This window comes from Streptomyces sp. NBC_00523 (assembly GCF_036346615.1).
Taxonomy (GTDB): domain Bacteria; phylum Actinomycetota; class Actinomycetes; order Streptomycetales; family Streptomycetaceae; genus Streptomyces.
This window is the reverse complement of the sequence record NZ_CP107836.1, coordinates 3,525,453-3,551,350: the sequence shown is the minus strand read 5'-3', so window position 1 is coordinate 3,551,350 and position 25,898 is coordinate 3,525,453. Positions and strand designations below refer to the sequence as shown.

The window sequence follows — 25,898 nt, the reverse complement described above, 5'->3', positions numbered from 1 at the left end:
CCGCCCGGCCCCAACCAGCCCGTCCGGCGTTTGAGGACGGACGGGGCTGGGTGGGGCGTTCAGGCCACGGATCCCTCAGGCACCGGCGTACCGTTCAGGCCCGCCGGGGCCAAGGCGCTGAGCGGGACGTCCGCCAGGCCCAGCGACTTCGCGTGGTCCAGCAGCGCGCGGACCTGGTCCGCACCGACCCCGGCCCCCGGCGCGGCCATCAGCCGCATCAGCAGCGCCGACACCGTCAGGTTCTGGACGTCGCCCGTGGAGACCGAGGACAGCACCCGTGTCAGGTCCTCCGTGAACGAGGACTCGCCGTTCAGCCACGGACCGGCCAGCGCCTTCGCCGTGTCGGAGTTCCCCACGAAGCCGTCCAGGCTCTTGCCCATCGAGATGGACGAGACCAGCCGGTCGAAGAAGACCGACTCGCCGCCGACGATGTCGATGTCGGCGTTCTCCAGGCCCGTGGCCAGGACCGTCGCCTGCGCCTCGGCGACCTGCCGCTGCACGTCCAGACCGGCGAGCCGGATCTCCTTCTCGGCGGCCAGCCGCAGCCGGTACTCCTCGTGCCCCCGCGACGCGTCGTCCAGCGCCGCCATCGCGGCCGCCTTCTCCGTGAGGCCCGCGGCCTCCGCCTTCAGCTTCTCGCCGATCATCGCCGCGTCGGCCGACGCCTGCGCCTGCGTACCCTCCGCGTCCGCGAGGGCCTTGAGACGGGCACCCTCGGCCTCCGCCTTGAGCCGCGCGGACGTGGCCTCGGCCTCGGCGAGCCCCGTCTTCTCGATCACCTCCGCCTCCGCGTCCCGCACCTGGACGTCCGCGAGGCCGGGCGCCGCCGACTCCGCCTGGATGCCCTCGGCGAGCCGCAGCTTGGCCTGCGCGTCGAGGTCGGCGGTCTTCAGCCGGGCCTCGGCGAGCGTCAGCTGCTCCGCGGCGCGGTGGGTGGCCGCGGCCTCCGCCGCCTCGGCCGCCTTGATGTCCTTGACCAGCCGCTCCTGCGCCTCCGCCTCGGCGGCGATGATGACCGACTTGCGGGTGCGCTCGGACTCCTCGACGGACCGCAGCGTCTTGATGGACTCCTCCTGCTCGGCGACCGTACGGTCCACCGCGATGCGCTCGCGGATGACGTCGGCGACCTCGCGGCGCTCCGCCTCGACCTCCTTCGTCGCGGCGATGCGGTTCAGCTCGGTCTCGCGCTCGCGCCCGATGACCTCCAGCATCCGGTCCTTCTCGATGCGCTCGTTCTCCACGGCGATGACCCGCTCGCGGTTCTTCTGCGCGACGGCGATCTCCCGGGCCTGGTTCTCCCGCTGGATGCCCAGCTGCTCCTCGGTCTTGATGAACGCGGCCTGGGCGCCCAGGCGTTCCTCCTCCTGGACCCGGGCGGTCGCCGCCTCCTCGCGGGCCCGCAGCGTCTCGACCTCGCGACGCTGCTTGATCTCCGCCTCGGCCTGCCGGCGCTCCAGCTCCAGGATGGTCTCCCGGGCGTCGACGTCCTGCCGGGTGATCTCCTTCTGCTCGGTGCGCTGGAACTCGTTGGTGCGGACGTGCTCGATCGCGGTCAGCTCGGTGATCTTCCGGATGCCCTGGGCATCCAGGATGTTGGCGCCGTCGAGCTGCGCCATCGGGGTCTGCTCCAGGAAGTCGATCGCCGCGTCGTCCAGGTGGTAGCCGTTCAGGTCGGTACCGATGACCCGGATGATCCGGTCGCGGAACTCCTCGCGCTTCGTGTACAGGTCCACGAAGTCCAGCTGCTTGCCGACGGTCTTCAGTGCCTCGGAGAACTTCGCGGCGAAGAACTCCTGGATGGCGGCCTTGTCGCTGGCGCGCACGGTGCCGATGGACTGGGCGACCTTCTTGACGTCCTCGACGGTCTTGTTGACCCGCACGAAGAACGTGATGTGGATGTCGGCGCGGATGTTGTCCTGGCAGATCAGGCCCTCACGCCCGGTGCGCCGGATCTCGATGGTCTTGACCGAGATGTCCATGGACTCGGCCTTGTGCAGCACCGGCAGGACGACGGCACCGGTGAAGGTCACGTCGACCTTCTTGGTCTTGGAGATGATCAGGGCCTTGCCCTGCTCCACCTTGCGGAAGAGCCGGGTGATGATCAGCAGAACGGCTACGGCGATGAGGAGGACCACGGCGACGAGCAGGCCGAGGCCCAAGGAGATGGCATCCATGACAGTCCTTGGCGGCAGGTGGTGCGGAAATGAGCGGTTTCACGTGAAACACGGCGCGGCGGCACGCGGCGTCCGGGCAGCCCGGACGGGCACACCGCGCCGAGCGGGAGCGGTGGCTCAGACGGCGGGGCCGGAGGCCGTACGGCCGTGCGGCGGACCCGGGTCGAGCGCCTTGTCGTAGGCCGAGACCCAGAAGAACTCCCCGGCCTCGTCGTACGCGTACAGCAGTCCGGCGCAGCCGGAGGTCAGCTCCGCGTCGACGGGCTCCAGTTGGCGCACCTGGACGGTGGCGGTGGTCCCGTCGTCGGCGGTGACCTCGGCCTGGCCGAAGTCCGTGGAGACCGAGCCGGTACGGATCGTGCAGACGCGGCCCAGGAAGTCCTGGCGCGATGGCGGAGGCTGGTCCGGGAAGACGCGCCGGAAGTGGTGGACGAGCAGCCGTACCGCGCCCCAGGCGAGCAGCAGCGCCCCGGCGAGCACCGCGCAGGCCAGCACGGCGCGCAGCGGTCCGGCGGCGCCCGAGCGGTGCACCAGGACCGAACCGGTCAGGGCGGAGAACCAGCCGACGGCGATCATCAGGGACACCGAGACGGTGACCGGGACGCCTCCGACGCCCGCGAGATCGGTGTCCAGGTCGGCGTCGAAGGAGTGGTGGTCGGCCGCGCCGACCAGGACGAGCAGCCAGAAGGCGATGACGACGACCAGCGCGGCGGCGAAGAGTACGGCCGGGAAGGACAGCGTCGCGTCCAGGAATTCCCGCATCGGTACCGACCCCCTGCCGTTCCGCCGGCGGTGTCGCCGGCGCCTGCGCGGACCGGTCGGGGACCACGGCGCCGCGGTGTCACCCTCGACGACACCACGGCGGCCGGGTCTTCCCCCGATCCCCCGTGCACCCCCGTGTTTCCCCCGTTGGTCCCCCGGTTGGTGCTGACAGGATCGTGTCATCCTGGGCGGCCCGATCGCATTGCCGGAACACGGCAACGTTTGCCGCGCCCCGGTGCCGGGCACCGGCACCGGCTCCCGTGCGTTGGGCTGGTGACGGTACGGAATGGAAACGGAGGCGGACGCGTGGCGGAACCGGTGATTCCCGACAGTTTTCTGGAGGGTTACGCACAGATACTGGGGGAGGTGGCCGTCTCGGGCCGGCGGCTCACCCGCGAGGAGCTGGACTCCCGCCGCATGCTGGGCAGGGAGGCCGCCGAGGCCGGCCACCAGCTCCGCGCCCTGGTCCGCATGCACCTCGCCGAGACCCGCGCCGCCTGGCCCGCCCCCGCCCCCGGTGCGACTCCGGCTGCCGTGGCCGCCGCCACGGACAGCGTGCTGGCCGCCATGGAGCAGGCGGTCGACGCCTTCGCGGACGGCTTCGAGCGCGCCCAGCGCCTCACCGTGCGCCGCGAGGAGGCCGCCAGACGGGAGTTCATCGACGACCTGCTGTACGGGCGCAGCGATCTCGGCCGGCTCGCCGAGCGGGCCACCCGTTTCGGGCTGCGCCTCTCGCGCGCCCACGCCGTGGCGGTCGCGACGGGCCCGGAGGCGTACACCGAGACGGAGGCGGTGCCCCGGCACGTGGAGTCGGCGATGCTGGCCCGGTTCGGCGGGCGCAAGATCCTGCTCACCACGAAGGACGGCCGCATGGTGTGCGTCGCGCCCGGCAGCCAGCCCGACGTCCTGCGCTACTTCGCGAAGCAGGCGCACGCGGCGACGGACGGCGGCCGGGTCGCCGTCGGCCGCGCCCACCGGGGCCCCGGCGGCGTCGTCCAGTCGTACGACGAGGCGCTCGACGCGCTGGACCTGGCGGACCGGATGGACCTGGACGACCCCGTGCTGTTCGCTGCCGACCTGCTGGTCTACCCGGTGCTGACCCGGGACCGGCAGGCCATGGCCGATCTCGTACGCAGCGAGCTCGGCCCGCTCCAGAAGGCCAGGGGCGGTGCCGAACCGCTCCTCAAGACGCTGTCGGTGTACTTCGACGCGGGCTGTGTCGCCGCCGAGACCGCCCGCCGCCTCTCGCTGAGCGTCCGGGCCCTCACGTACCGGCTGGAACGCATCCACCAGCTGACCGGCTCCGACCCGGCGGACCCCCAGCACCGCTACACGCTCCAGACCGCGGTGATCGGCGCCCGGCTGCTCGACTGGCCCACCAAGGACGTCTAGGACCGGCACAGGGAACGACGCCGCCCCGGGAGGGGGCGGCGCCTGTCGGGGCGCGGGGCGCGTCAGCCGCCGCTGTGGTGCTTCTTCTCGTGCTTGTGACACCCGCACTTCCTGGGCTTGACCGTGACGGTGACCGTGGCCGAGGCGGTGTCGCTCGCGATCTCCTCACCCTGCGGGTCGGTGGCGCCGGCCTGGGCCACGTTGTTGATCCGGCATGTGACGGTGTCCTTGCCACCGCCGCCGCGGGTGCCGCTCTTCCGGCAGAGGTCGATGTCGGCCGGGGTGATCCGATAGGTTCCGCGGCAGGTGGTGCTCGCCCCGGGCGCCAGCGTGGTCGCGTCGCAGACCACCGCGGCGACACGGTTGTCCGTCACGTGCACGTCGTGCAGCCGGGTGCTGCCGGTGTTGGTCACCGTGTACGCGTAGCGGACGTCGGACCCGACCTGGAACGGGCCGTCGGAGACGACCCTCTTGTGCAGCGTCAGATGGGGCTGCCCGACGGGGAGGGTCTGATACGTCTCCGGCGAGGTGACGGTCTCCCCGTCCGCCGTACCGATCGCCGTGGCGGTGTTGGTCACGGAACCGGTCGTGCCGTCGGCCTCGGTGATCGTGTAGGTGCCGGTGCACGTGGTGCTGTCACCGGCCTCCTCCGCCGGGGCGAGCGTGGTCGACGCACAGGTGATGTCCGTGACGTGGTCGTCCCGCACGGCGACGTCGGTCAGCTCCGCCCCGCCGGTGTTGCGGACGGTGTAGGCGTAGGTGACCGTCTGCCCGACCGCGTAGGGGCCGGGGGTCTCGACCCGCTTCTCGACCGAGATGCCCGGGGCCCGCTCGATCGGGACCGTCTCCGACGAGGGCGGGGAGGTGACCGTCTCACCGCCCGATGTCCCGGTCGCCGTGGCCGTGTTGTCGATCGAGCCGTTGGCGACGTCGGCGGGCGTCACCGTGTACGTCGCCGTACAGGTGACCGTCTCACCGGGGGCGAGGCTCGTCACCGGGCAGGCGACCGGGCCGGTCTTCGGGTCGTCGACGGCGAGGTCGTCAATGGTCGTGCCTCCCGCGTTGGTGACCACGAACTCGTACGGCACCTGCGTGCCGGCCGTGAGGTCACCGGGCAGCGGCTGCACGACCTGCTTCACGAGATTCAGCCGGGGCAGCGGCCGTTCGGTGCGCACGGTCACATTGCGGATGAGGTGGGTGTCCGTGAACAGACCGGTGGAGGCCGCGAATCCGAACTTGTAGGTCGCCGGTACGGGGGCCGGAGCGTCGGTCTGGAGGACCTGCCGGGAGCCGTTGCCGTCGTTGAAGTCGATGGACACGGTGACCTGCGGGTCCGGCGCCGGGGTGATCACCACGTGCACGCGGCGGCGCGAGGGTTCGAGGTCCTGCTCGGCCTGGACGGGATCCCCCGACACCTCGGTGGTCGGCCCGTGCAGTTGGCCGGGGAGGGTCGACGGCCAGGGGCCGGTGGTGGAGAAGTTGCTGGTGGTGGCGGTGAGGAAGCAGTAGCCCTCGATGCCGTCGCCGGGGCCGCGCAGCGTGACCATGTTCGGCCCGGGTGCGGGCACGTGGAACGCCGTGCCCGCGGGCGAGCGCCGGTTCGGCGGGCAGCCGTTGCCCCGGTGCTCCCAGTCGCCGAAGTAGTTGCCGAGGACGTCGAGCCCGACTCCCAGATAGCCGCGGTCCACCCCGGGGAGAAAGTCGGCGTTCGGATCGTCGTCGGGCAGCTTCTGCGCGTATCCGAGGCTGCCGCCGAACGCACCGGGGTGGGTCAGCTCCGCCTCCCCGTCGACCAGGAAGAACGAGATGCCGTCGGCCGGGGCGATGGCGCCCGTGGTGGTGCCGTACTGCCACTGGTCGAAGGTGACGTCCAGGCCGTCGTCGGCGGGCAGCGCGTGGTTGTAGAGGACGGCACCGGACTGGTCGTTGGAGGAGTCCGTCAGCCGCAGATAGCCGCGCGGGGCGGCGTCGTTGGGCGGTTCGGGGCCGACGCCCACCGTGCAGCCCGCAAGGGGGTGGTTGCCGGGTCCCGGCAGGGCGTCGGCCCCGGGCGCTCCGGTGAGGCAGGCAGAACCGACCCCGGTGAACTCCGGGGCCGTGGCCTGGGTGAAGGTCTCATCGAGCAGGGTGGAGCCGCCTTGGCGCGGCTGCGCGTGGGCGAGTTCCCCGGTGGAGGCCAGGGGGCCGGCCAGGCCGAGGGCGAGGGCCAGCGCCGCGACGGAGGCGAACCGTGGGGCCCGTACGGGTCCGCCCAGCGGTGACGAGCGTGGTTTGCGGGTCATGGACAGCACAGATAACAGTCACTATGTGTGATGAACTGATTGCGGGTCCTGTGTCCGCCGCGAGCACCCGGCCAGCCGTACCCGCCCGTCCGAACGGCTCCACATGCGGGAGCGCCGGGCTCCGCCTAGCGTGATCATCCGGGGGATTCCGGCGGTGTGCGCAGCGAGGGAGATCCGCCCCATGGCCCGTGAAGCAGGTCCCCGAGAAGCAGGAACCCGCAGGGCGAACCCCCGCGAGGACCACCCGGCGCACCGCTGGTGGGTGCTCGGGGTGATCGGCCTCGCCCAGCTGATGGTGGTGCTCGACGCGACGATCGTGAACATCGCGCTGCCCTCCGCCCAGCAGGACCTCGGCTTCAGCGACGGCAACCGGCAGTGGATCGTCACGGCGTACGCCCTCGCCTTCGGTTCGCTGCTGCTGCTCGGCGGACGCATCGCCGACCTGGTGGGCCGCCGGGTGGTCTTCCTGACCGGCCTCGTCGGCTTCGCGGTCGCCTCCGCGATCGGCGGCGCCGCTCCGAGCTTCGAGGTGCTGGTGCTGGCCCGCGCCCTGCAGGGCCTGTTCGGCGCGCTGCTGGCCCCGGCGGCGCTGTCGCTGCTCACCACGACGTTCACCGTGCCCAAGGAGCGGGCCAAGGCGTTCGGGATCTACGGCGCCATCGCGGGTGCGGGCGGTGCGGTGGGGCTGCTGCTCGGCGGGGTGCTCACCGAGTACCTGGACTGGCGCTGGTGCCTCTACGTCAACCTGCTCTTCGCGTTCCTGGCCTTCGTCGGCGGCTGGCGGCTGCTGACCGCGGGGGCGCCGACGGACCGGCCCCGGCTCGACATCCCGGGGACGCTGCTGGTCTCGGCCGGTCTCTTCTGCATCGTCTACGGCTTCTCGGAGGCCGAGTCGCACGCCTGGAGTTCGCCGCTGACCTGGGGGTTCCTGGTGGCGGGCGCGGTGCTGGTGGCGGCGTTCGCGTGGTGGCAGACCAGGGCGGCGCATCCGCTGCTGCCGATGCGGGTGGTGCTGGACCGGGACCGGGCGGCGTCGTTCCTCGCGATGTTCATCTCCGGCGGCGGGATGTTCGGCGTCTTCCTCTTCCTCACGTACTACTTGCAGAAGGGCCTGGGCTATTCGCCGGTCGCCACCGGGCTCGCCTTCATCCCGATGGTCGCCTGCATGATCGCCTCGTCGGTGACGACGACGAATGTGCTGCTGCTGCGGTTCGGCGCGAAACCGATCGTCCCGACCGGGATGGGCATCGCGGCCGCCGCGATGGTGTGGCTGACCGCCCTGGACCTGAACAGCAGCTACGCCGCCCATGTGCTGCCGCCGCTGCTCTGCCTGGGCATCGGCCTCGGCGCCGTCTTCGCCACGGCGATGAACCTGGCCACCGCGGGGGTCGGGCCGCGGGACGCCGGGGTGGCCTCGGCGATGGTCAACACCAGCCAGCAGGTCGGCGGCTCCATCGGCACGGCCCTGCTGAACACCCTCGCGACCACCGCCGCCACGAACTACCTGGTGGGCCGCAGGCCGACCCCGCCCGTCGTCGCCCAGGCCCAGCTGGAGAGCTACTCCACCGCCTACTGGTGGTCCGCGGGCTTCTTCGCCCTCGGGCTCGTCGTCACCCTGTTCCTCTACCGGCCCGGCGCACCCCGCCCGCACCTCGCGGAGGAACCGGCGCGGGCGTGAGGGGTCAGCGCCGCGCGCCCTCCGTGAGCCGGACGAACGGGATCGACTCGCCCACCCGCCGGTAGTCCTCCGTACCGCCGTCCACCTCGAAGCCCATGTACGCGCAGAGCCGGCGGGCGACCCTGGGGTGGCGGGGTGCGTACCGCGCCATCAGCTCGCCGCCCTCCTCGGGGGTCAGCACCTGGGCGGTGACCGCGTGGAAGCGGCGGCCGACCTGGACCGTGGCGTGCGGGGTGCGCTCCAGGTTGCGGAACCAGTCGGCGCCGGGGCCGAAGCCCGAGGCGACGGTCCAGCAGGCCCGGCCCTCGTGGGTGCCCGCCTCCACGACCTCGACGGCCGTCCGGCGGGGGAGGCCCGAGACGCGGCCGGTGTGGACGAGCAGCAGCAGCCGGCCCCGGAAGAGCGGCCCGAGCCCCATGCGGAACAGGTGGACGGGCAGCCGGAAGGCGGTGCGCCGCCAGCCGGTCGGCGGGTCCGGGCGCCGGGGAGCGGGCGAAGCCGCGGATTCGTGCGTCACTATGCAAACGTTGCACAATCCAAAGGTTGGTGCCAGCGCGTGCCGCTGTCGGTCCGGTACCGGTTGGGCGGCGTTTGCGTATCGGATGACCGCCGGTTCGAGTAAGCGGCCGGGGCGCGGTAAAAAGGGGCATGGCCGCGCACGGACAGGCACCGGATGACCCCCCGACCGCACCGGACCGGGACGATGTCGACGCGGTGACGCGCGCGGTGCTGACCGCGTCGAGACTGCTGGTCGCGGTGTCTGCCCGGTCGCTCGCGGCGGTCGAGGACCGGGTGACGCTGCCCCAGTTCCGGCTGCTCGTGGTGCTCTCCACGCACGGGGAGGCCAAGCTCGTCACCCTCGCCGAGCGCCTTGGAGTGAATCCCTCGACCGCGATGCGGATGCTCGACCGGCTGATCGCGGCGGGCCTCGCGGAGCGTCAGGTCAACCCGGCCAACCGCCGCGAGACGGTGCTGCGGGTGACGCCCGAGGGCCACCGCCTGGTGGAGGAGGTCACGGCCGGGCGCCGCCGGGAGGTCGCCTCGATCGTGGAGCGCATCGCGCCCGCGCAGCGCGCCGCGCTGATCGACGCGCTGCGGGCGTTCACCGACGCGGGCGGCGAGGCAGCGGCCCCCGCGGAGGGCACCGACGCCTACCCGCTGGGCTGGACGCCGGACCTGCCGGCGGGGGCGTAACCGGCCCGGCGGCCGGGGCGGGCACGGGCACCGGACCCGCCGCCCGCACGCCTCGCGGTCACTCCGTCGACGCCGAGACCTCTTCCCGGGCCGCCGGGACCGCTTCACCGCTCGCCGCGGCCGGCGCCGGTGCCGTGTCCTTGCCGCGCCACTTCTGGACGCGCTCGACCACCGGCTGGGTCCAGCGCGCGGTGAGCGGGCCGACGATGACCAGGATCAGGACGTACGCGGTGGCGATGGGGCCGATGCGGGGCTCGGTCGCCACGGCCAGGCCCGCGATGACGATGGAGAACTCGCCGCGCGCGACGAGCGTGCCGCCCGCCCGCCAGCGCCCGCGCGGTCCGATGCCGGCGCGCCGGGCCGCGTACCAGCCGGTCCCGATCTTCGTGAAGACGGTGACGATCGCGAGCAGCGCGGCCGGCAGCAGCACCGGCGGGATCTCGGCCGGGTTGGTGGAGAGTCCGAAGAACACGAAGAAGACGGCGGCGAACAGGTCCCGCAGCGGGGTCAGCAGCTTGCGCGCACCCTCCGCGACCTCGCCGGAGAGCGCGATGCCGACGAGGAACGCGCCGACGGCGGCCGACACCTGGAGCTGCTGGGCCACCCCGGCGACCAGGACGGTCAGGCCGAGCACGACGAGCAGCAGCATCTCCGGATTGTCCGAGGAGACCGCGCGGCTGATGAGGCGGCCGTGCCGCAGCGCCAGATAGAGCACGAAGCCGACCGTGCCGAGCGCGATCAGCAGGGCGACGCTGCCGCCCGCGAGGCCGACGCCCGCGAGCATCGCGGTGAGCAGCGGCAGGTAGACCGCCATCGACAGGTCCTCGATGACGAGCACCCCGAGGATGACCGGTGTCTCCCGGTTGCCGAGGCGCCCCAGGTCCGCGAGGACCTTCGCGATCACGCCGGACGAGGAGATCCAGGTGACCCCGGCGAGCGCGACGGCCCCGACCGGGCCCCAGCCGAGCAGCAGCGCGGCGACCGCGCCCGGGGTCGCGTTGAGCACGAAGTCCACGGCGCCGGACGGGTACTGCGTCTTCAGGCTGGTGACCAGCTCGGAGGCGCTGTATTCGAGGCCGAGCAGGAGCAGCAGCAGGATGACGCCGATCTCGGCGCCGACGGCGGTGAACTCCTCGCTGGCCCCGAGCGGCAGCAGTCCGCCGTCGCCGAAGGCCAGTCCGGCCAGCAGGTAGAGGGGGATCGGCGAGAGTCCTATCCGGCCGGCGAACCGCCCGATGATGCCGAGTCCCAGGATGACGGAGCCGAGCTCCATGAGCAGTGCGGTCGTGTCGTGCACGGTCAGCCCTCCGCGATGATCTCGGAGAGCGTGTCGACGCCCTCGCGTGTTCCGACGGCGATGAGCGTGTCGCCGATGGCCAGCCGGAAGTCCGGCCCGGGTGACGGGTGCGCGCTGTGGGTGCGCAGCACCGCCACGATCGAGGCGCCGGTCCGGGTCCGCGCCTTGGTGTCGCCGAGCAGCCGGCCGCCGTACGGCGAGCGGGTGCCGAGCGGGATGTGCTCGGTGACCAGGTCGATGCCCTCGGTCCGTACGGCGTCGATGGGCGCCGCGTCGATGAGGTGCGCGAGCCCCGTCGCCTCCTGTGGGGTCAGGGGAACGGAGAGCCGGCACGAATCAGGGTCGTCCTGGTCGTAGAAGCCGATGAACCGCCGCCCGTCGTGGTGGACCACCACGGAGATGTGCTGCCCCGACTCGGTCGTGTAGTCGTACTGGACGCCGACTCCGGGCAGCGTGGTGCGGTGGGTTCCCATGGCTTCCTCCCGAGGGGCGCGGTACGCGCGAGGCACTTGGTGATCTCTTTAGACCCGCATTACCTTATCCGGAGGTATGCGGCACCCCCGAGGGGCGACTTCCGGCCACCGGCCCGTCGTGCCCCGGGACCCGGCACACGAATGCCCGGCCGGTTGCGCAACCGGCCGGGCACGCGGGTCTGTTCGTACGGGGGATCAGTCGCCGATCTCGATCTTCCCGTTCTTCTCCGGCGAGGCCGCCGGGACCGGCTCGGCGGCGGCCGGCTTCGGCACCGCGCCCTTGAGGTTCTGGAGCAGCGCGGCGAGGTCGACCCCGGTGGTGGAGCTCAGCAGCTCCATGCCCTGGGCGACGTTGTCCGTGACCGTACGGGACAGCCGGCTCGCCCCGTCCGTGGAGATGACGGTCATCTTGTCGATCGCGCTCAACGGCTCGGCGGCCTTGGCGACGACCTGGGGCAGCACCTCGACGAGCATCTGGAGCACGGCCGCGTCGCCGTACTGCGCGAAGGCGTCGGCCTTCTTCTGCATGGCCTCGGCCTCGGCCGAACCGCGCGCCGCGATGGCGGCGGCCTCCGCCTCACCCTCGATGCGCACCGCCTCGGCGAGCGCGGAGCGGTGCAGCTTCTCGCCCTCACCGGTGAGCCGGGCGCGCTCGGCGGCCGCCTCGGCCTCCTTGACCTGGGCGATGCGGCGGGCCTCCGCCTCCTGCTCGGCCTGGTAGCGGGCGGCGTCGGCGGGCTTGCGGACCTTGGTGTCGAGCTCGCGGTCGGTCAGGGCGGCCTGGCGCTCGGCGACCTTCTCCTGCTCGGTCAGGATCTCCTGGCGGCGCGCGGCCTCGGCGAGCGGGCCCGCGGCGTCGGCCTGGGCGGCGGCCGCCTCGGTCTCCGCCTTGATCTCGGCCTGCTTCAGGTAGAAGGTCCGCTCGGCGATGGCGATCTCCTCGGCGGCCTTCAGGCGGGCCTGCTCCGAGGCGCGGCGGGCGATGGCCTCCGCGATGTCGGCCTCCTGCTTGGCGCGGGCGGCCTCGGGGCGGCCCAGGTCCTCCAGGTAGGAGCCCTCGGTGGTGATGTCCTGGATCTGGAAGGCGTCCAGGATCAGGCCCTGGCCGGACAGGCTGGCCTCGGCCTCCTCCGCCACCTGGCTCGCGAAGGCGGCGCGGTCGCGGATGATGTCCTCGACGGACATCCGGCCGACGATGGCGCGCAGCGCGCCGGAGAGCACTTCCTGGGTGAAGCCGACGATGCCGTCCTGCTGGCGCAGGAAGCGCTGGGCGGCGGCCCGGATGGAGTCCTCGCTGCCGCCGACCTTGACGATCGCGACGCCTTCGAGGTGGGCCTTGACGCCGCGCAGGGTGACGGCGCCGCGCACGGCGACCGGGATGTGCCGGCTGGACAGGTCCAGGGTGAACTTCTGCTGGACGAACGGCACGACGAAGACGCCGCCGCCGACGACGACCTTCTGGCCGCTGTTGTCGATGCTGGTCCGGCCGGTCACCGGGTCGACGGACTTCTTGCCGCGGCGGCCGGTGATGATGAACGCCTGGCTGGGGCCGGCCACCTTGTAACGGGTGATCACGGCGAGGGCGAGCAGGAAGAGGAGTACGACGACTCCGACGATCGCGATCATTACGGGACTCATGCGGTTTCCCCCTCTGCCTCCTGACGGGGGCAGTCGTGAGACGAGCGGTGATGGTGCCGGGCGTACCGGTCAGCGTTCGACGGGACGGACCGACACCGACGTGCTGGAGAGCGACGCCTCGACCCATACCTCGGCGCCGCGCGCGACGGGCACCGTGCTCCTCGCGGACAGCTTCACGAGGTGGCCGCCGAGGCGGAGCAGGACCTCGCCGTAGCCGTCGGCCGGGATCGCGGTGACCACCGAGCCCGACGTGCCGACCAGGTCCTCGCCGCGCGGGGTCGAGTCGGTCTGGTCCCGCATCAGGGCGCGGCTGAACTTCCAGGTCAACAGGGCTGCGGCGACTCCGGCCGCGGCCCCCGCCACGGTGGCGACGAGGGTGCCCGCGCCGGTCGTGCCGAGCACGATGGCGCCGCCGAAGCCGAGCATCGACAGGAAGCCCGCGATCACCGGAAGGGAGACGAGCCCGCTGAACAGGCCCTCCAGCAGGCCTCCGAAAAGGCCCTCCAGGATCCCGTCGAAGACCAGCGACAGGGCGAGCAGGGCGACCCCCGCGATGCCGAGGCCGAGAAACACGGTCATCCGATCACCCCTCCCGGCCCCGTTGATCCCTGTGCTGCTTTTCCGTCGAACTGGCTGGATGGTCCCATACGCACCCCCCGGACGACATTGCCGGAACCCGGCAATCTTTTACTTGCTGTTGATGCCGGACAACTGGTCGGAGAGGGTGTCCAGGGACTGGAACGTCGCCCCCAGCAGCGCCACGTGCTTCCACCGCAGCACCCCCTCCGCGTCGATCAGGAAGACGGCGCGCCGCACCCCGATCCCGGGCGCCGCGACGCCGAAGGCCCGGGCGGTCTCCCGGCCCGGGTCCGCCAGCAGCGGCATGCGCAGCCCATGGGCGCGGGCGAACGACTCGTGGCTGTCCACACCCTGGGGACTGATCCCCCACACCTCCGCGTCCAGCTTCTCGAAGGTCTCCATGCCCGAGGAGTACGCGCACAACTGCTTCGTGCACACGGTGGTGTTGTCGCCCGGGTAGAAGGCGAGGACCAGGGCCCGGCCGCGCGCCTCCGCGAGCGCGTAGTCGCGCCGCTCGAAGGCGTCCCCGGCGAGCACACCACCGGGGAGCGTGAAGTCCGGTACGGCCGATCCCAGTTGCGGTGACGATCCCATGGCGTGCCCTTCGGTGTGCTGCGCCCGGGCGGCGGTGGTGCCGCCCGTGTCGCGTACAGCATGCCTCCGTCACAGGGGACGGTCAGCCACCCGGGGACGGTTCCGGTTCGGTGAGGAACAACCCGAGGAGCACGGCCGGTACGGGGATGGCGCACAGGATCGTGAACACGCCCTGCGGCCCGTACGTCTGCGCCGCCGCGCCCAGCGCCGGGGCGATCAGCCCCCCGATGCTGACGGCGAGGCCCAGCGTGACCCCGGCCGCCGTGCCCGGGCGCCCCGGCAGGTAGTCCTGACCCAGCTTCACCAGGACGGCGAACGGCACGTTGAGCGCCAGCCCCGCCAGGACCGCGAAGACCAGCGGCAGCAGGGTGCCGGGGGTCAGCCGCAGCGCGACCAGGGCCGGCACGGCGGCGAGACCGCCCAGCTGCACCGTACGGACCATGCCGACGCGGTCCGCGATCCGGCCGCCGAGCAGCGTGCCGGCGACCCCGCCGACCAGGAAGCAGGCGAGCGCGACCCCGGCGACGCCCCGGCCCGAATGGAGATGGCGGATCCAGAACAGCTCGATGAAGGTGATCGCGCCGAAGAACGCCACCGAGCGCACCACCTCGATCCCGGTGAGGAAGAAGAACGGCCGCCACCGGTCCCGCCCCGCCCGTCCGGCCCTGCGCGCGGGGGCGGCGGCCGGGCGGTGCCGGAGCAGGACGAACGCCATCAGCACGGCGGGCGGGATGAACAGCGCCGTCGCCCCGACCCCCATCGCGACCAGCGCCGGGGTCGCGAGCACCGGGGCCAGGAAGAAGCCGACGCTGCCGCCCGCCGCGAAGACGCTCATCGCGGACGCGCTGTCGCCCGCCGCCTCCCGGGCCGCCTTGCCCGCCGCCGGGTGGAACATCGCCACGCCGAGCCCGGAGAGCAGGATCAGCAGCCAGACGGCGGCGTACGGCCGCACCAGGCCGGACAGGCCGAGCCCGATCCCGGCGACGGCGAGCCCGGCGGGCGCCAGCCGGGGCAGCCGGTAGCGGTCCACCGCGAGGCCGATGAACGGCTGCGGCACCGAACTGCCGAGGGCCGCCGCGAGGGTCAGCCCGGAGGCGGCGACATAGCTGTAGCCCCGGTCGAGCACGAAGTACGGGACGCAGGCGGGCACGAGGCCCTGGTAGAGGTCGTCCACGGCGTGCGCGGCGCCCCACATGCGCATCCGCCGCCAGGCGGACACGGGTGCGGCGGCGGACCCGGCGGGCGCGGCGTCGGCGGGCGGGGCCCCGGCCCGCGCGGCGTTGTCGGTGGTCATGAAGGTGCTCCTCCTCGAAGGTCCCTTCGAGGATTCCGGGCGGCCCGGGCAGCGGGCTAGCGATAATCTGCCTGGTTATGTCGCCAACCGGCCGCACGCTGCACGGCCCCGCCCGGGTTCCGCTCGCGCACCAGGAGCGCATCGGGAGCCACCATCACCTGGAGCACCAGCTCATCTGCCCCTCGCGCGGGGTGCTCGAAGTCGCCACCCCGCTCGGTGTCTGGGCCGTGCCCCCGCACCGGGCGGTCTGGATCCCGGCGGGCGTCGTCCACGCGCACCTCGCGTACGGGCCGACCGAGCTGCGGGCGCTCAGCTTCGCCCCGGCCGACAATCCGCTCCGGCTCGACCGGCCGACCGTCCTCGCCGTCACCCCGCTGCTGCGCGAGGTCGTGGCCTGCCTGACCGACGACACGGAGCTCGCCGGCGACGCGCGCCGCCGGCGCAACCTGGAGCGCGTCGCACTCGACCAGCTGCGCCGGGTCGAACCGCTCGGCGTCTGCCTGCCCACCCCGGCCGACGCCCGGCTGCGCGACATCGCCCGCATCCTCCAGGACGACCCGGCGGACGGGCGGACCCTCACCGAGCTGGGCGCGGCCGTCGGCGCGGCGCCCCGCACCCTGAGCCGGCTCTTCCGCGTGGAGACCGGGATGTCGTTCCCGCAGTGGCGCACCCAGCTCCGCCTGCACCACGCGCTGACCCTGCTCGCCTCGGGCGGCTCGGTCACCTCGGTGGCGGTGGCCTGCGGCTACAGCGGCCCCAGCGCCTTCATCCAGTCCTTCCGCCACGCCTTCGGCACCACCCCGGGCTCGTACGCGGCAAGCACGAGCTAGTACCTGCCGCCACCCGGCGGTCTGCGGATGCGGGAGCGCGCGGGGCGACCGAGGATGAAGGGCCGGGCAGCAGGCGGCCCGCGCCCTGCCCCAGGAGGTTCGTCTTGCCGGTGCACGCCCACCATCCGCCGTCCATCGACGTCACGGCGCTCGCCGCCGTGCTCGACGGCACGACGGCGGGCGTGGCCGTGTTCGACACCGAGCTGCGCTATCTGTACGTCAATCCGTCCCTCGTACGGCACAACGGCATCCCGCCCGCCGCCCACATCGGCCGCCGCCCCAGCGAGGTGCTGCCCGACATCGACGCCCGCGAGGACCTGATGCGCGCCGTGCTCGCTGACGGCCGGGCCCGCGAGGTCACCTCCAGCGGCCGGCTGCCCGCCGAGTCCGGGACCGCCCGGGTCTACTGGCACGGGGCCTACCACCGCCTGGAGGCGGACGGCCGGGTCGTCGGCGTCGTCGGGATCGTGCTGGAGGTCATGGCCGACGACGAACAGCGCCGGTTCGCCCAGGCCCAGCGCCACCTCTCCCTCCTCGACAGCGCGAACACCCGCATCGGCACCACCCTCGACATGGACACCACCTGCGCCGAGCTGGCCGACCTCGTCGTGCCGGGGCTCGCCGACGTCGCCACCGTCGAGGTCTTCCCGCCGGACGTCGCCCCGCCGGTGCGCCCGGCGCCGCCCGACGTGGTCCGGCTGCGCCGGGCGGCCATGTCGGCGGTACGCGGACTGAGCCGGGGCGTCGCCCGCTTCGGGGTGGCCGGCGACTACATCGACTACCAGGAGGAGGCCGCCGTACCGCGCTGCCTGGCCACCAACCAGCCCGTGGTCGAGGACCTCACCGACGCCGAGCGGCTGAGCCGCGTGGCGCCCAACCCGGAGCGCGTCGCCGCCTACGGGGAGCTCGGGCTGCACTCGGCGGTCGCCGTGCCGATCTCGGTGCGCGGCGCCCCGATCGGCGTGCTCGGCCTGCTCCGGGCCGGCGGCTCGCCCGTCTTCTCGGACGACGACGTGGTGGTGGCGCGGGAGCTCGCCGGGCGGGCGGCCGTCCATCTCGACCACGCCCGCCGCTTCACCCACGAGCACACCATCGCCCTGGAGCTCCAGCGCTCCCTGCTCTCCGAGCCCCGGCCGCCCCACCCGCACATCGAGGTCGCCACCCGCTATCTGCCGGCCGACCGCAGCGTCCTGGTGGGCGGCGACTGGTTCGACGTCATCCCGCTGCCCGACGGGCGGCACCTCAAGGCGATGGGCGACGTCATGGGGCACGGCGTGGAGGCGGCCGTCGCGATGAGCCACTACCGCTCGCTGCTGCGCCTCCTCGCCGACGAGGAACTGCCCCCGCACCGCATCCTGGAACAGCTGGACCGCATGGTGGAGCGCTCCGGGATAGACCGGGCGGCGACCTGCCTGCTCGCCGTGGTGAACGCGGACGGCGGGCTGTGCGAGGTGGCGAGCGCGGGCCACCTGCCGCCGGTCTTCCTCGACCCCGGCCCGGCGGGCACCCGGATCTGCGACGTACCGGCGGCCCCGCCGCTCGGCACCGGGTTCGGCGGCTACCGGTCGACGGTGATGGAGTGCGGCCCGGGCACGGTGCTGTTCATGTACACCGACGGGCTCGTGGAGCGGCGGGGCGAGGACATCGACGCGAGCGTCGCCCGGCTGGGGGAACTGGCCCTGCCGGACAACGGCGATCTGGAGACCTTCCTGGACCGGGTGCTCGAACGCTTCGGGCCCGGTGCCGAGGACGACATCGCGGTCATGGCCTCGCGGACCCGGGAGGAGCCGGAGGCCACGGTCCTGGAGGCCTGAGCGGGGCACGCCGCCCGGGCTCCGGCGTCGTCACACGAACAGGAACGCCGTCGCCGTCGCCGCGCCCAGCGCCGTACCCGCCGTGACCTGGCCGACCGTGTGGTAGCCGAGCGCCACCCGCGACCAGGAGACCGCGGCCGCCATCGCGTACGCGCAGAGCCACCACGGCGAGTGGACGGCGGCCAGCAGGGCGACCACCGCCGAGGCCACGGAGGCGTCCACGGAGATCTTCCACACCGTGTTGACCGCCAGCAGCACGACCGTCATCGCCCACAGCGCGAGCATCGCGGCCAGGATGCCGGTGGGCGCCCCGCCCAGCACCATGACCGCCGAACCGGCGCCGATGGAACCCAGGATCACGAAGAAGATGGGCGCCCGCTTGGTGCGGTCCACGACGTGGCGGTCGCCCCAGGTGCCGCGCCCGCGCTCCCACTCGATGTACCCGGCGGGCACGATCCCCGCGCACAGCGCGCCGAGCAGCCCCCAGAGCAGCCCGGTCCACTCCCCGGCCGCCGCGAGGCCGATGGCGAGCATGCCGACGAGCAGCACGTTGCGGGGCTGGAGGACGTCGGTCACCCGCCGCGCGAGGGCGTGGTCGGGGGAGGCCGCCGTGCTGTCGGTGGCGTCGGTGGTGGTCATGCCGGCTGCTCCTTGCCCGCGGTGTCACAGGTGTCGAGGATCTGACGGGCCCGCTCCGGGGTCACCGTCCGGTAGGCCGCCGCGACCCGGACCAGCCAGGCGACCTCACCGTCCTGGTCGGTGGCGTGCTGGGCGGAGAAGGCCGCCGCCTCCCCGGCCGGCGCCCCGGCGTCCCGCGCGATCAGCGCCGCCTTGATCCAGTAGGCGTCGGCGAGCGGCGAGCCGGAACCGGTCCCGGCGGCGGCCTCGGCGGCGGGCAGCAGGGTGTCCGGCGCGTAGTGGCGCAGCTTCTCGACCGCGTCCGCGATGTCCGCCGTCCAGCGGTCGACGCGCAGGTCGGCCGGGGTGTCGAAGCGCGTGAGCTCCCGCAGCAGCGGGCGCGGCGGCTCGAAGGGCTGGTCCGGGAAGGCGGTCATCAGCGCGTACCAGAGGCCGTGCAGCCGGGCCTGCGCCCGCCAGAGCTTGGCCCGGCGGCGGACGTTGCTCAGGGCCGGGATGGAGGCGCCGACCGCGAAGAAGAGGAAGAGGACGACCTGGGCGGCCTCGGTGACCTCGTCGAAGTCCAGCGCGAAGGACTCGCTCGGCCGGTCCACGACGCTGACCCAGAGGAACAGCGTCCGGCTGACGGTGTAGCCGACGCCGATGAACATCGCGAATGTCATCATCCCGAGCCCGACGCGCAGATGGCGCATCCGGGCGCTCCCGGTGGCCAGCGCCCACTGGTACGCGCAGACGGCGGACGCGGCGCCGAGGTAGAGGTAGAACACGCTCATGTAGAGCGTGGCGCCCCACTGCCCGGCGTGGTCCGCGACGAAGCGGTCCGAGGGCGTGGAGCGGTCGACCACGGTGAAGAACAGCACGGTGAGCAGCACCAGGGTGGCGACCGACGCCTTGGCCGCGACCTGCTGGATGAGCCGGGCGAACCGCACGTGCCGGGGGATGCCGCCCTCGTCCTCGTACCGGCCGTAGATCGCCACGATGTAGCTGAGAATGGCCAGAATCGCGATGGTCGCGGTGTAGTGCTTGATGAGGACCGACAGGTCGGTCACCGGGCTGTCGTTGAGTCCGACGCGCACGAACCGGGTCTTCGTCCAGAGCGCCAGCGCGAATCCCGCGTAACACCCCCACAGCGCCCGGCGGCGCCGGTCCTCCTCGTCCCCCCACAGGGCGGCCGGCATGCGCCACAGGGCGACGGCTGTCATCAGGCCGGCTATGAGATAGCCGGCGAGGTCGAGCGGGGTCACGGCGGACGTCCTCGGGGGTGGGGGGAGTGCGGTCGGGCGGTACGGATCCTACGTACGCCGGAACAGGCCGCCGCGGCGGTGGGCGACCGGGCGCGAGAGCGAGTTGGCGAGCCGCCCCACCATGTCATCGCTCGTGACGTCCCGGGCCATCCGGGGGATCAGCGAGGCACCGAATTCGGCCATGCGTTCGTCGTGGGTGTCGTACTGCGCGCGCGCCTGCACGGCGTCCGGGGTGAGCACCGCGTCCGGGCCGACCATCCGGGAGATGAGCGAGGTGTCGAAGACGGGCAGCAGCCGCCGGAGCTGTTCCGCGTCGAGCGAGGTGCCGTGGTCGAACCACTCGTGGCACAGCTCGTGCAGGATGACGTGCTGGGTCTGGTACGCGGTGGGGCGCCGGCGGTACAGCACGAAGCTGGTGTCCCCGCTCTTCAGACGCAGCCCGCAGGCGGCGTTGACGCGCGCCAGCCGGTCGGGCATCTCGTGCAGCACGATGGTCCGACCCCGGGCCGCCTCCATGTTGGCGACCAGGCCGGGTATGGAGAACGGCGAGGGCAGCGGCAGTTCCGCGAGCCCCTCCTCGCATTCCCGCCGCAGCTTCCGCAGGGACATGGCTCAGCCCTGCTGTCCGCCGCCGGCCGGGGGCGTGCGCTCCTCGGCGTCCCGCAGCAGGGACATCGCGAACTGCAGCAGCTCCGGCGGCAGCCCCTCCTCGTCGAGCCCGCGCCCGGCGAGCCCGCTGATCTCGCCCGTCCGCCGCTTGGCGAGGAACTGGAGCCCGGCCACGACGTCGTCCACGACCTCCGACTCCTCCTTGAAGAACCGCCAGTCCACGCCGAAGCCCAGGCCGAGCGCCTTCAGGATCTCCTCGGACGGCTGGGTCACCTTGCCGGCCAGGATGTTGGAGAAGTAGCTGTGGGAGAGCGATCCGCCGCGCTCCCTGACCAGGTCGGCGAAGAACCGGCCCGAGATCTTCCGGCCGGGGAAGGTCTTCTCGACCATGTACTCGACCTTCTGGCGCAGCGTCCGCAGATCCGGCGCGCGCTCTACGCCGTTGTCCATCCGGCCCCCACGTTCACGTCCGCCGCGGACCCCTGTCCGGCTCCGGGCGGCGCTCGATTCGGTCAACGGGCTCGTACTGTAACGAACCCCCGACCACGCTCCCGGGGGCGGGCGACCGGAGGTGGCGTGAAGCGGAGCATTCTCATCCGGTGTCCGGAGCGGGCTTGCGCAAACACTCTACGTCACTGTTAACTCGAAAAAACATGGGCAGGGGGCCACGAGGGGAGTCCCTTGCCCGTGAAGACGCCGGTGCGCGCCGCCGCCGCGCGCGCCCACAAAGGGGTGTAGCCCTTCACGACGGGGGATGCGTGAAGGGCTACCCGAACATTATGGCCCCTGCCCGGTCCGGCATCAACTGACCGGCCGGTCAGTGTCCTTGTTCAGGGCGTCTTTTTCGGGCCCCGCGCTCCGCACCCGCCCCGGTTACCATCGGAAAGAGCCGCGGGACGCCGCGCATCTCCCGACGAAAAGGTTCCGCTTGAGCCGCGACCGCACCCCCCGCCCGCACGACCGTTCCTCCCGCTCCCGTGGCCAGGGTGCCCCGGGAGCCCGAGCGGGCGGCGGCTTCCGCACCCGGGGCGCCGGCCGCTCCGGGGCCCCCGACCGCCGCTTCGGCGGGAAGGGCCGCAAGCCCGTGGCGCGGCAGGGCGAGTACGAGCTGCCGCGGACCGAGACCCCGGCGCTGCCCCCCGTCGCGTCCTTCGTCGAACTGGACCTGCCCGACGCCGTGCTGGCGGCGCTGACCGAGCAGGGCGTCACCGAGCCGTTCCCGATCCAGGCGGCCACCCTGCCGAACTCGCTGGCCGGGCGCGATGTGCTGGGCCGGGGCCGCACCGGTTCCGGGAAGACCCTCGCCTTCGGCCTGGCGGTGCTCGCCCGCACGGCCGGGCACCGCGCGGAGGCCCGGCATCCGCGCGCCCTGATCCTGGTCCCCACCCGCGAGCTGGCCCAGCAGGTGACCGCCGCGCTGACCCCGTACGCGAAGCCGCTGCGGGTGCGCCTGGCGACCGTCGTCGGCGGGATGTCGATCGGCCGCCAGACGGCGTCGCTGCGCGGGGGCACCGACGTCGTCGTCGCCACGCCGGGCCGCCTCAAGGACCTCATCGAGCGCGGCGACTGCGTGCTGGACCGGGTCGAGGTGACGGTGCTGGACGAGGCGGACCAGATGGCCGACCTGGGGTTCATGCCCCAGGTCACCCAGCTGCTCAACCAGATCCCGCTGGGCGGCCAGCGCATGCTGTTCTCGGCGACCCTGGACCGGGACGTCGACCTGCTCGTCCGGCGCTATCTGAACGACCCGGTCGTCCACTCGGTGGACCCGGCCGCGGGCGCCGTGACGACGATGGAGCACCACGTGCTCCACGTACGGCCCTCCGACAAGTTCGCCGTCACGACGGAGATCGCGGCGCGCGACGGCCGGGTGCTCATGTTCCTGGACACCAAGCAGGCGGTGGACGAGCTGACGGCCCATCTCCTCAACAGCGGGGTCCGGGCGGCCGCCCTGCACGGCGGGAAGGCGCAGCCGGAGCGCAACCGCACCCTGGAGCGCTTCAAGACCGGGCACGTCTCGGTCCTGGTCGCGACCAACGTCGCGGCGCGCGGCATCCACATCGACAACCTGGACCTCGTCGTCAACGTCGATCCGCCCGCCGACCACAAGGACTACCTGCACCGGGGCGGCCGCACCGCCCGGGCGGGGGAGTCCGGCAGCGTCGTCACGCTGGTGCTGCCCAGCCAGCGCCGCGACATGACCCGGCTGATGGCCGACGCGGGCATCACCCCGCAGATCGCGGAGGTCCGCTCCGGCGGCGAGGAGCTGAGCCGGATCACCGGCGCGCAGGCCCCGTCCGGCGTGCCCGTCACCATCACCGCGCCGCCCTCCGAGCGCCGGGTCAGGCCCAGACCGCCCCGGCGAGCCTGACGCCCGCGAAGGCGGCGCCGAGGCCCATGACGACGCTGACCACGACGTTGGCCGCCGCGTAGAACCTGGCCCCGTCCTCCGCGAGCCGCAGCGTCTCGTAGCTGAACGTGGAGTACGTGGTCAGCGCCCCGCACAGTCCGGTCCCGAGCAGCAGCTGAAGGTGCGAGGAGGCCGCCCCGGCCGCCACCGCGCCGGTCAGCGTGCCCAGGATCAGGCAGCCGGCCATGTTGACGGTGAACGTCCCCCACGGGAAGACCGTGTCGTGGCGGGACTGCACGGCCCGGTCGGTGAGATAGCGCACCGGGGCGCCGACCGCCGCCCCGGCGATCACGAGCAGCCAGTTCACTCCTGATCCCCCTGTATCCCGGGGTTCCGCACGATCTCGCAGGCGTCCAGCGTGACCGGGCAGCCGTTGGTCAGCTCGGCGATCTCCGGCAGGAAGGCCCGTACCGCCTCCTCCGCGTCCACGATCACCACCGCCACCGGCAGGTCCTCGCTCAGGGACAGCAGCCGCTGGGTGTGGATCATCGAGTGGGCGCCGAAGCCCTCGATGCCCCGGAAGACGCTGGCGCCGGACAGCCCGGCGGCATGCGCCCGGTGCACGATCTCCGTGTAGACGGGCCGGTGGTGCCAGCTGTCGGACTCGCCGACCAGCACGGTCAGCCGCAGGCCCGGTTCGGTCATGGATGTCGTCATGCCTGCCTCCACGCCAGTGCGCGGCGCGTCAGCCACACCGCGCTCCACACCGCCGCGAGGGCCGCGAGCAGTGTTACTCCGAGATAGACCAGTCCGGTGCCGGCCCGGTCCTTGGACACGAGCTGTTCGATGTCGACCGCGTACGTCGAGAAGGTGGTGAACCCGCCGAGGACCCCGGTCCCGAAGAACGGTCTCACCAGCCGGTGCGCCGCCCACACCTCGCTGATCACCACCATGAACACGCCGATGACCGCGCAGCCGACGACGTTGACCACGAGGGTCGTCCAGGGGAAGCCGCCGGCCGCGGTGGGCCAAAGGAGCCCGGCGCCGTAGCGGGCGCAGGCGCCGGTCGCGCCGCCGAGCGCGACCACGGCGACGACGGCGGTCTGCGGGTTCTTCGTGAGGGTGCCGGGCATACGTCTCCTACCTGCCGGGGCGCCCGCAAGGTTACGGGCGCGCGTCTGCGCAAGTAGGGACCGTTGGCGGCGCATGAGCGCTCGCGGTTCGGGTACGGCGGGCCCCACCGCCGCGCGGCGGCCGTCACCGGCCCGCTGCTGCCCCCAGGATATCGCCGCCCGGCGGGTGCCCGGACGCGGCCCGGAGGTATTCCCCGTCCGGGGCGATTTCACCCGATCGGCCACCTCATCTGCGGGCCCGGCGGGATAGCCGCAGGGTGGAGCCATGTGGCCCCACCGAATATGGCTGGGTGCCGCGGTCCTCCCGCTGGCTCTGCTGGTGCCGCGGGACGCCCCGGTGCCCCACATCCTGGCCGAGCCGCCCGCCGCCCCCCGTAGTACCCGGGCGGTGGCCGCGGCGCAGCCCGTGATCGTCAGCCGGACGGCCTGGCACGCGGACGAGTCCATCGTCCGGGAACGCGCCGCCTACACGGGCGCCGTCCGCGCGGTCTTCGTCCACCACACGGGCGAGACCAACGACTACGACTGCGCCGAGGCGCCCGAGCTGATCCGGAACGTCGAGGAGGCCCACATCAAGGGCCGGGGCTGGGACGACATCGGCTACAACTTCCTGGTCGACCGGTGCGGCACGATCTACGAGGGCCGGGCCGGAGGCATCACGCGCTCGGTGCGCGGCGCCCACACCACCGGCTTCAACGCGGACAGCGTGGGCATCGCGGTGCTGGGCGACTACCGCGACGGCGAGAAGGTCCCGGCCCCGGTCGTGCGGGCCCTGGCGACCCTCGCGGCGTGGAAGCTGCGCCCCGGCGAGGACCCGCGCGGCAAGGTGAGGCTGCGCTCGACCAACGACGCGAGCCGCTACCCCAAGGGCGACGTGGCCGTGCTGAACGTCATCTCCGGCCACCGCGACACCTACCAGACGAGCTGCCCCGGCCAGGCGCTGTACGACGAGCTGCCCGAGATCCGGTCGATGGCGGCGGCCATGCGCGCGGCGGCCGGGCGCGAGGGTGAGGCGGACACGGAGGATGCGGGAAATACGCACTAGTGCATAAGTAGTTTGCCGCTAGTACGTACGAGGGTAGGGTGGCGGGTATGGCCGCCACGCACCCCCTCCCCGTGACCCTGACCGGTCGCCATGTCCGCGTCGAACCGCTCGCCCCGGCCCACCTGGACGACCTCTTCGCCGCGGGCGGGGGCGACGAGGAGGTCTGGCGCTGGCTCGGCGGCCCGGTGCCCCGCACCCGGGAGGACATGGAGGCCGCGCTCGCCGCGATGCTCGCCAACACCTCGTACGTCCCCTTCGCCGTCGTCCACCTGGCCACCGGACGGGCCATCGGCTGGACGTCCTTCCTGGACATCGACGCGGCGCACGAGCGCCTGGAGATCGGCTCGACCTGGTACGGCCGCGCGTACTGGCGCTCCGCGGTGAACACGGAGACCAAGCTGCTCCTGCTCGGCCACGCCTTCGAGGATCTGGGCATGGGCCGCGTCCAGTTGAAGACCGACCACCTCAACGAGCGCTCCCAGAAGGCGATCGCCCGCCTCGGCGCCCGCCATGAGGGCGTCCTGCGCCGCCACCGCCGCCGCCCGGACGGGAGTTGGCGCGACACGGTGTACTTCTCGCTGCTCGCGGACGAGTGGCCGGAGGCGAAGGCCCGCCTCGCGGCGCGGCTCTGACGGGTCAGGCGGGCCGCGGCGCCGGGGCCGGGCGCGCCCGGCCGGTCTCGCGCAGCGTCAGCAGTCCGGTGACCGCGATGAACGCGCTGGTCAGACCGTGGATGCCGAACGCGGCGGAGAGCGGTCCGTCATGGGCCAGCACGTTGACCATGTCGCCGAACGGGGCGACGGCCTCCATCAGCAGCACCAGGCCCAGGGCGCGGCGGTGGCCCGTGACCAGCAGGACACCGATAACCAGGCCCATG

At 72.9% G+C, this 25,898-nt stretch carries 26 protein-coding genes; 8 read left to right on the top strand and 18 right to left on the bottom strand.

Translation table 11 applies throughout. The features are described 5' to 3' along the window. Positions 1 to 59 precede the first annotated feature (59 nt). Together OHS17_RS16045 and OHS17_RS16040 are read right to left on the bottom strand one after the other, a co-directional pair. Entirely contained in the window at positions 60 to 2,174 is a 2,115-nt protein-coding gene (locus OHS17_RS16045) for a flotillin family protein (RefSeq protein ID WP_330312728.1), read from the bottom strand. 117 nt (positions 2,175 to 2,291) lie between these two features. Continuing rightward, positions 2,292 to 2,936 carry a hypothetical protein gene (locus tag OHS17_RS16040; protein ID WP_161206942.1) on the bottom strand — a complete coding sequence of 215 codons (645 nt, stop codon included), beginning with the start codon at positions 2,934 to 2,936 and terminating at the stop codon, positions 2,292 to 2,294. 306 nt (positions 2,937 to 3,242) lie between these two features. On the opposite strand from OHS17_RS16040, the gene OHS17_RS16035 reads away from it, so the two are divergent. Then, a complete protein-coding gene (locus OHS17_RS16035; protein WP_330312727.1) occupies positions 3,243 to 4,328 on the top strand; it encodes a PucR family transcriptional regulator in 1,086 nt (361 codons plus the stop codon). Positions 4,329 to 4,390: 62 nt separating this feature from the next. On the opposite strand, the gene OHS17_RS16030 is transcribed toward OHS17_RS16035, so the two are convergent. Continuing rightward, positions 4,391 to 6,610 carry a DUF7507 domain-containing protein gene (locus OHS17_RS16030; RefSeq protein ID WP_330312726.1) on the bottom strand — a complete coding sequence of 740 codons (2,220 nt, stop codon included), beginning with the start codon at positions 6,608 to 6,610 and terminating at the stop codon, positions 4,391 to 4,393. Between the two features lie 181 nt (positions 6,611 to 6,791). Here OHS17_RS16030 and OHS17_RS16025 point away from each other — a divergent pair, with 181 nt between their 5' ends. Further along, positions 6,792 to 8,288 carry an MFS transporter gene (locus OHS17_RS16025; RefSeq protein ID WP_330312725.1) on the top strand — a complete coding sequence of 499 codons (1,497 nt, stop codon included), beginning with the start codon at positions 6,792 to 6,794 and terminating at the stop codon, positions 8,286 to 8,288. Positions 8,289 to 8,292: 4 nt separating this feature from the next. Here OHS17_RS16025 and OHS17_RS16020 read toward each other — a convergent pair whose 3' ends face one another. Beyond that, on the bottom strand, positions 8,293 to 8,805 hold the full coding sequence (locus OHS17_RS16020; protein WP_330312724.1) for a nitroreductase family deazaflavin-dependent oxidoreductase: 513 nt from the start codon (positions 8,803 to 8,805) through the stop codon (positions 8,293 to 8,295). 131 nt (positions 8,806 to 8,936) lie between these two features. On the opposite strand from OHS17_RS16020, the gene OHS17_RS16015 reads away from it, so the two are divergent. Beyond that, on the top strand, positions 8,937 to 9,482 hold the full coding sequence (locus OHS17_RS16015; RefSeq protein ID WP_330312723.1) for a MarR family winged helix-turn-helix transcriptional regulator: 546 nt from the start codon (positions 8,937 to 8,939) through the stop codon (positions 9,480 to 9,482). 58 nt (positions 9,483 to 9,540) lie between these two features. On the opposite strand, the gene OHS17_RS16010 is transcribed toward OHS17_RS16015, so the two are convergent. The 6 genes from OHS17_RS16010 to OHS17_RS15985 form a co-directional block, all read right to left on the bottom strand. Further along, on the bottom strand, positions 9,541 to 10,779 hold the full coding sequence (locus OHS17_RS16010; RefSeq protein ID WP_330312722.1) for a cation:proton antiporter: 1,239 nt from the start codon (positions 10,777 to 10,779) through the stop codon (positions 9,541 to 9,543). Positions 10,780 to 10,781: 2 nt separating this feature from the next. Continuing rightward, positions 10,782 to 11,252, bottom strand: coding sequence for a cation:proton antiporter regulatory subunit (locus OHS17_RS16005; protein ID WP_018102023.1), 471 nt, complete (start codon positions 11,250 to 11,252; stop codon positions 10,782 to 10,784). A gap of 195 nt (positions 11,253 to 11,447) precedes the next feature. After that, the gene (locus OHS17_RS16000; protein WP_330312721.1) at positions 11,448 to 12,890 is read right to left on the bottom strand and encodes a flotillin family protein; all 1,443 of its coding nucleotides are present in this window, start codon (positions 12,888 to 12,890) and stop codon (positions 11,448 to 11,450) included. Positions 12,891 to 12,959: 69 nt separating this feature from the next. After that, positions 12,960 to 13,469, bottom strand: coding sequence for a hypothetical protein (locus OHS17_RS15995; protein ID WP_330312720.1), 510 nt, complete (start codon positions 13,467 to 13,469; stop codon positions 12,960 to 12,962). A gap of 108 nt (positions 13,470 to 13,577) precedes the next feature. Next, positions 13,578 to 14,063, bottom strand: coding sequence for a peroxiredoxin family protein (locus OHS17_RS15990; RefSeq protein ID WP_330312719.1), 486 nt, complete (start codon positions 14,061 to 14,063; stop codon positions 13,578 to 13,580). An 82-nt stretch (positions 14,064 to 14,145) separates the two neighbouring features. Then, positions 14,146 to 15,357, bottom strand: coding sequence for an MFS transporter (locus tag OHS17_RS15985; RefSeq protein WP_330312718.1), 1,212 nt, complete (start codon positions 15,355 to 15,357; stop codon positions 14,146 to 14,148). A 77-nt stretch (positions 15,358 to 15,434) separates the two neighbouring features. On the opposite strand from OHS17_RS15985, the gene OHS17_RS15980 reads away from it, so the two are divergent. Both OHS17_RS15980 and OHS17_RS15975 read left to right on the top strand, forming a co-directional pair. Next, a complete protein-coding gene (locus OHS17_RS15980; RefSeq protein ID WP_330312717.1) occupies positions 15,435 to 16,187 on the top strand; it encodes an AraC family transcriptional regulator in 753 nt (250 codons plus the stop codon). Positions 16,188 to 16,291: 104 nt separating this feature from the next. Then, the gene (locus OHS17_RS15975) at positions 16,292 to 18,001 is read left to right on the top strand and encodes a SpoIIE family protein phosphatase (RefSeq protein WP_330312716.1); all 1,710 of its coding nucleotides are present in this window, start codon (positions 16,292 to 16,294) and stop codon (positions 17,999 to 18,001) included. Between the two features lie 30 nt (positions 18,002 to 18,031). On the opposite strand, the gene OHS17_RS15970 is transcribed toward OHS17_RS15975, so the two are convergent. The 4 genes from OHS17_RS15970 to OHS17_RS15955 are packed head-to-tail and all read right to left on the bottom strand — an operon-like array spanning position 18,032 to position 20,943. Further along, complete coding sequence (locus tag OHS17_RS15970) at positions 18,032 to 18,640, bottom strand: hypothetical protein (protein ID WP_330312715.1); 609 nt, start codon at positions 18,638 to 18,640, stop codon at positions 18,032 to 18,034. Then, entirely contained in the window at positions 18,637 to 19,884 is a 1,248-nt protein-coding gene (locus OHS17_RS15965) for an MAB_1171c family putative transporter (protein WP_330312714.1), read from the bottom strand. Before OHS17_RS15965 ends, OHS17_RS15970 begins: the two co-directional genes overlap by 4 nt. A gap of 48 nt (positions 19,885 to 19,932) precedes the next feature. Further along, positions 19,933 to 20,493 carry a toxin gene (locus OHS17_RS15960; RefSeq protein ID WP_073863943.1) on the bottom strand — a complete coding sequence of 187 codons (561 nt, stop codon included), beginning with the start codon at positions 20,491 to 20,493 and terminating at the stop codon, positions 19,933 to 19,935. Positions 20,494 to 20,496: 3 nt separating this feature from the next. Continuing rightward, positions 20,497 to 20,943, bottom strand: coding sequence for a hypothetical protein (locus tag OHS17_RS15955; protein ID WP_161210275.1), 447 nt, complete (start codon positions 20,941 to 20,943; stop codon positions 20,497 to 20,499). 478 nt (positions 20,944 to 21,421) lie between these two features. Here OHS17_RS15955 and OHS17_RS15950 point away from each other — a divergent pair, with 478 nt between their 5' ends. Continuing rightward, complete coding sequence (locus OHS17_RS15950) at positions 21,422 to 22,864, top strand: DEAD/DEAH box helicase (RefSeq protein WP_330312713.1); 1,443 nt, start codon at positions 21,422 to 21,424, stop codon at positions 22,862 to 22,864. On the opposite strand, the gene crcB (OHS17_RS15945) is transcribed toward OHS17_RS15950, so the two are convergent. Genes crcB (OHS17_RS15945) through crcB (OHS17_RS15935) form a run of 3 tightly spaced genes read right to left on the bottom strand, consistent with a single transcriptional unit; the run spans position 22,836 to position 23,976 of the window. Beyond that, entirely contained in the window at positions 22,836 to 23,210 is a 375-nt protein-coding gene (gene crcB / locus OHS17_RS15945) for a fluoride efflux transporter CrcB (protein WP_330312712.1), read from the bottom strand. The genes OHS17_RS15950 and crcB (OHS17_RS15945) overlap by 29 nt on opposite strands. Next, on the bottom strand, positions 23,207 to 23,560 hold the full coding sequence (locus OHS17_RS15940) for a DUF190 domain-containing protein (RefSeq protein WP_330312711.1): 354 nt from the start codon (positions 23,558 to 23,560) through the stop codon (positions 23,207 to 23,209). The genes crcB (OHS17_RS15945) and OHS17_RS15940 overlap by 4 nt, the downstream gene beginning before the upstream one ends. After that, positions 23,557 to 23,976: a fluoride efflux transporter CrcB gene (gene crcB / locus OHS17_RS15935; protein ID WP_330312710.1), complete on the bottom strand. Its 420-nt coding sequence runs from the start codon at positions 23,974 to 23,976 to the stop codon at positions 23,557 to 23,559. The genes OHS17_RS15940 and crcB (OHS17_RS15935) overlap by 4 nt, the downstream gene beginning before the upstream one ends. Positions 23,977 to 24,241: 265 nt before the next feature. Between crcB (OHS17_RS15935) and OHS17_RS15930 the strand changes: the two genes are divergently transcribed. Both OHS17_RS15930 and OHS17_RS15925 read left to right on the top strand, forming a co-directional pair. Then, entirely contained in the window at positions 24,242 to 25,021 is a 780-nt protein-coding gene (locus OHS17_RS15930) for a peptidoglycan recognition protein family protein (RefSeq protein ID WP_330312709.1), read from the top strand. 47 nt (positions 25,022 to 25,068) lie between these two features. After that, positions 25,069 to 25,653: a GNAT family N-acetyltransferase gene (locus OHS17_RS15925; protein ID WP_330312708.1), complete on the top strand. Its 585-nt coding sequence runs from the start codon at positions 25,069 to 25,071 to the stop codon at positions 25,651 to 25,653. A 4-nt stretch (positions 25,654 to 25,657) separates the two neighbouring features. Here OHS17_RS15925 and OHS17_RS15920 read toward each other — a convergent pair whose 3' ends face one another. Further along, positions 25,658 to 25,897, bottom strand: coding sequence for a DUF4267 domain-containing protein (locus tag OHS17_RS15920; protein WP_330312707.1), 240 nt, complete (start codon positions 25,895 to 25,897; stop codon positions 25,658 to 25,660). Position 25,898: the final 1 nt, after the last annotated feature.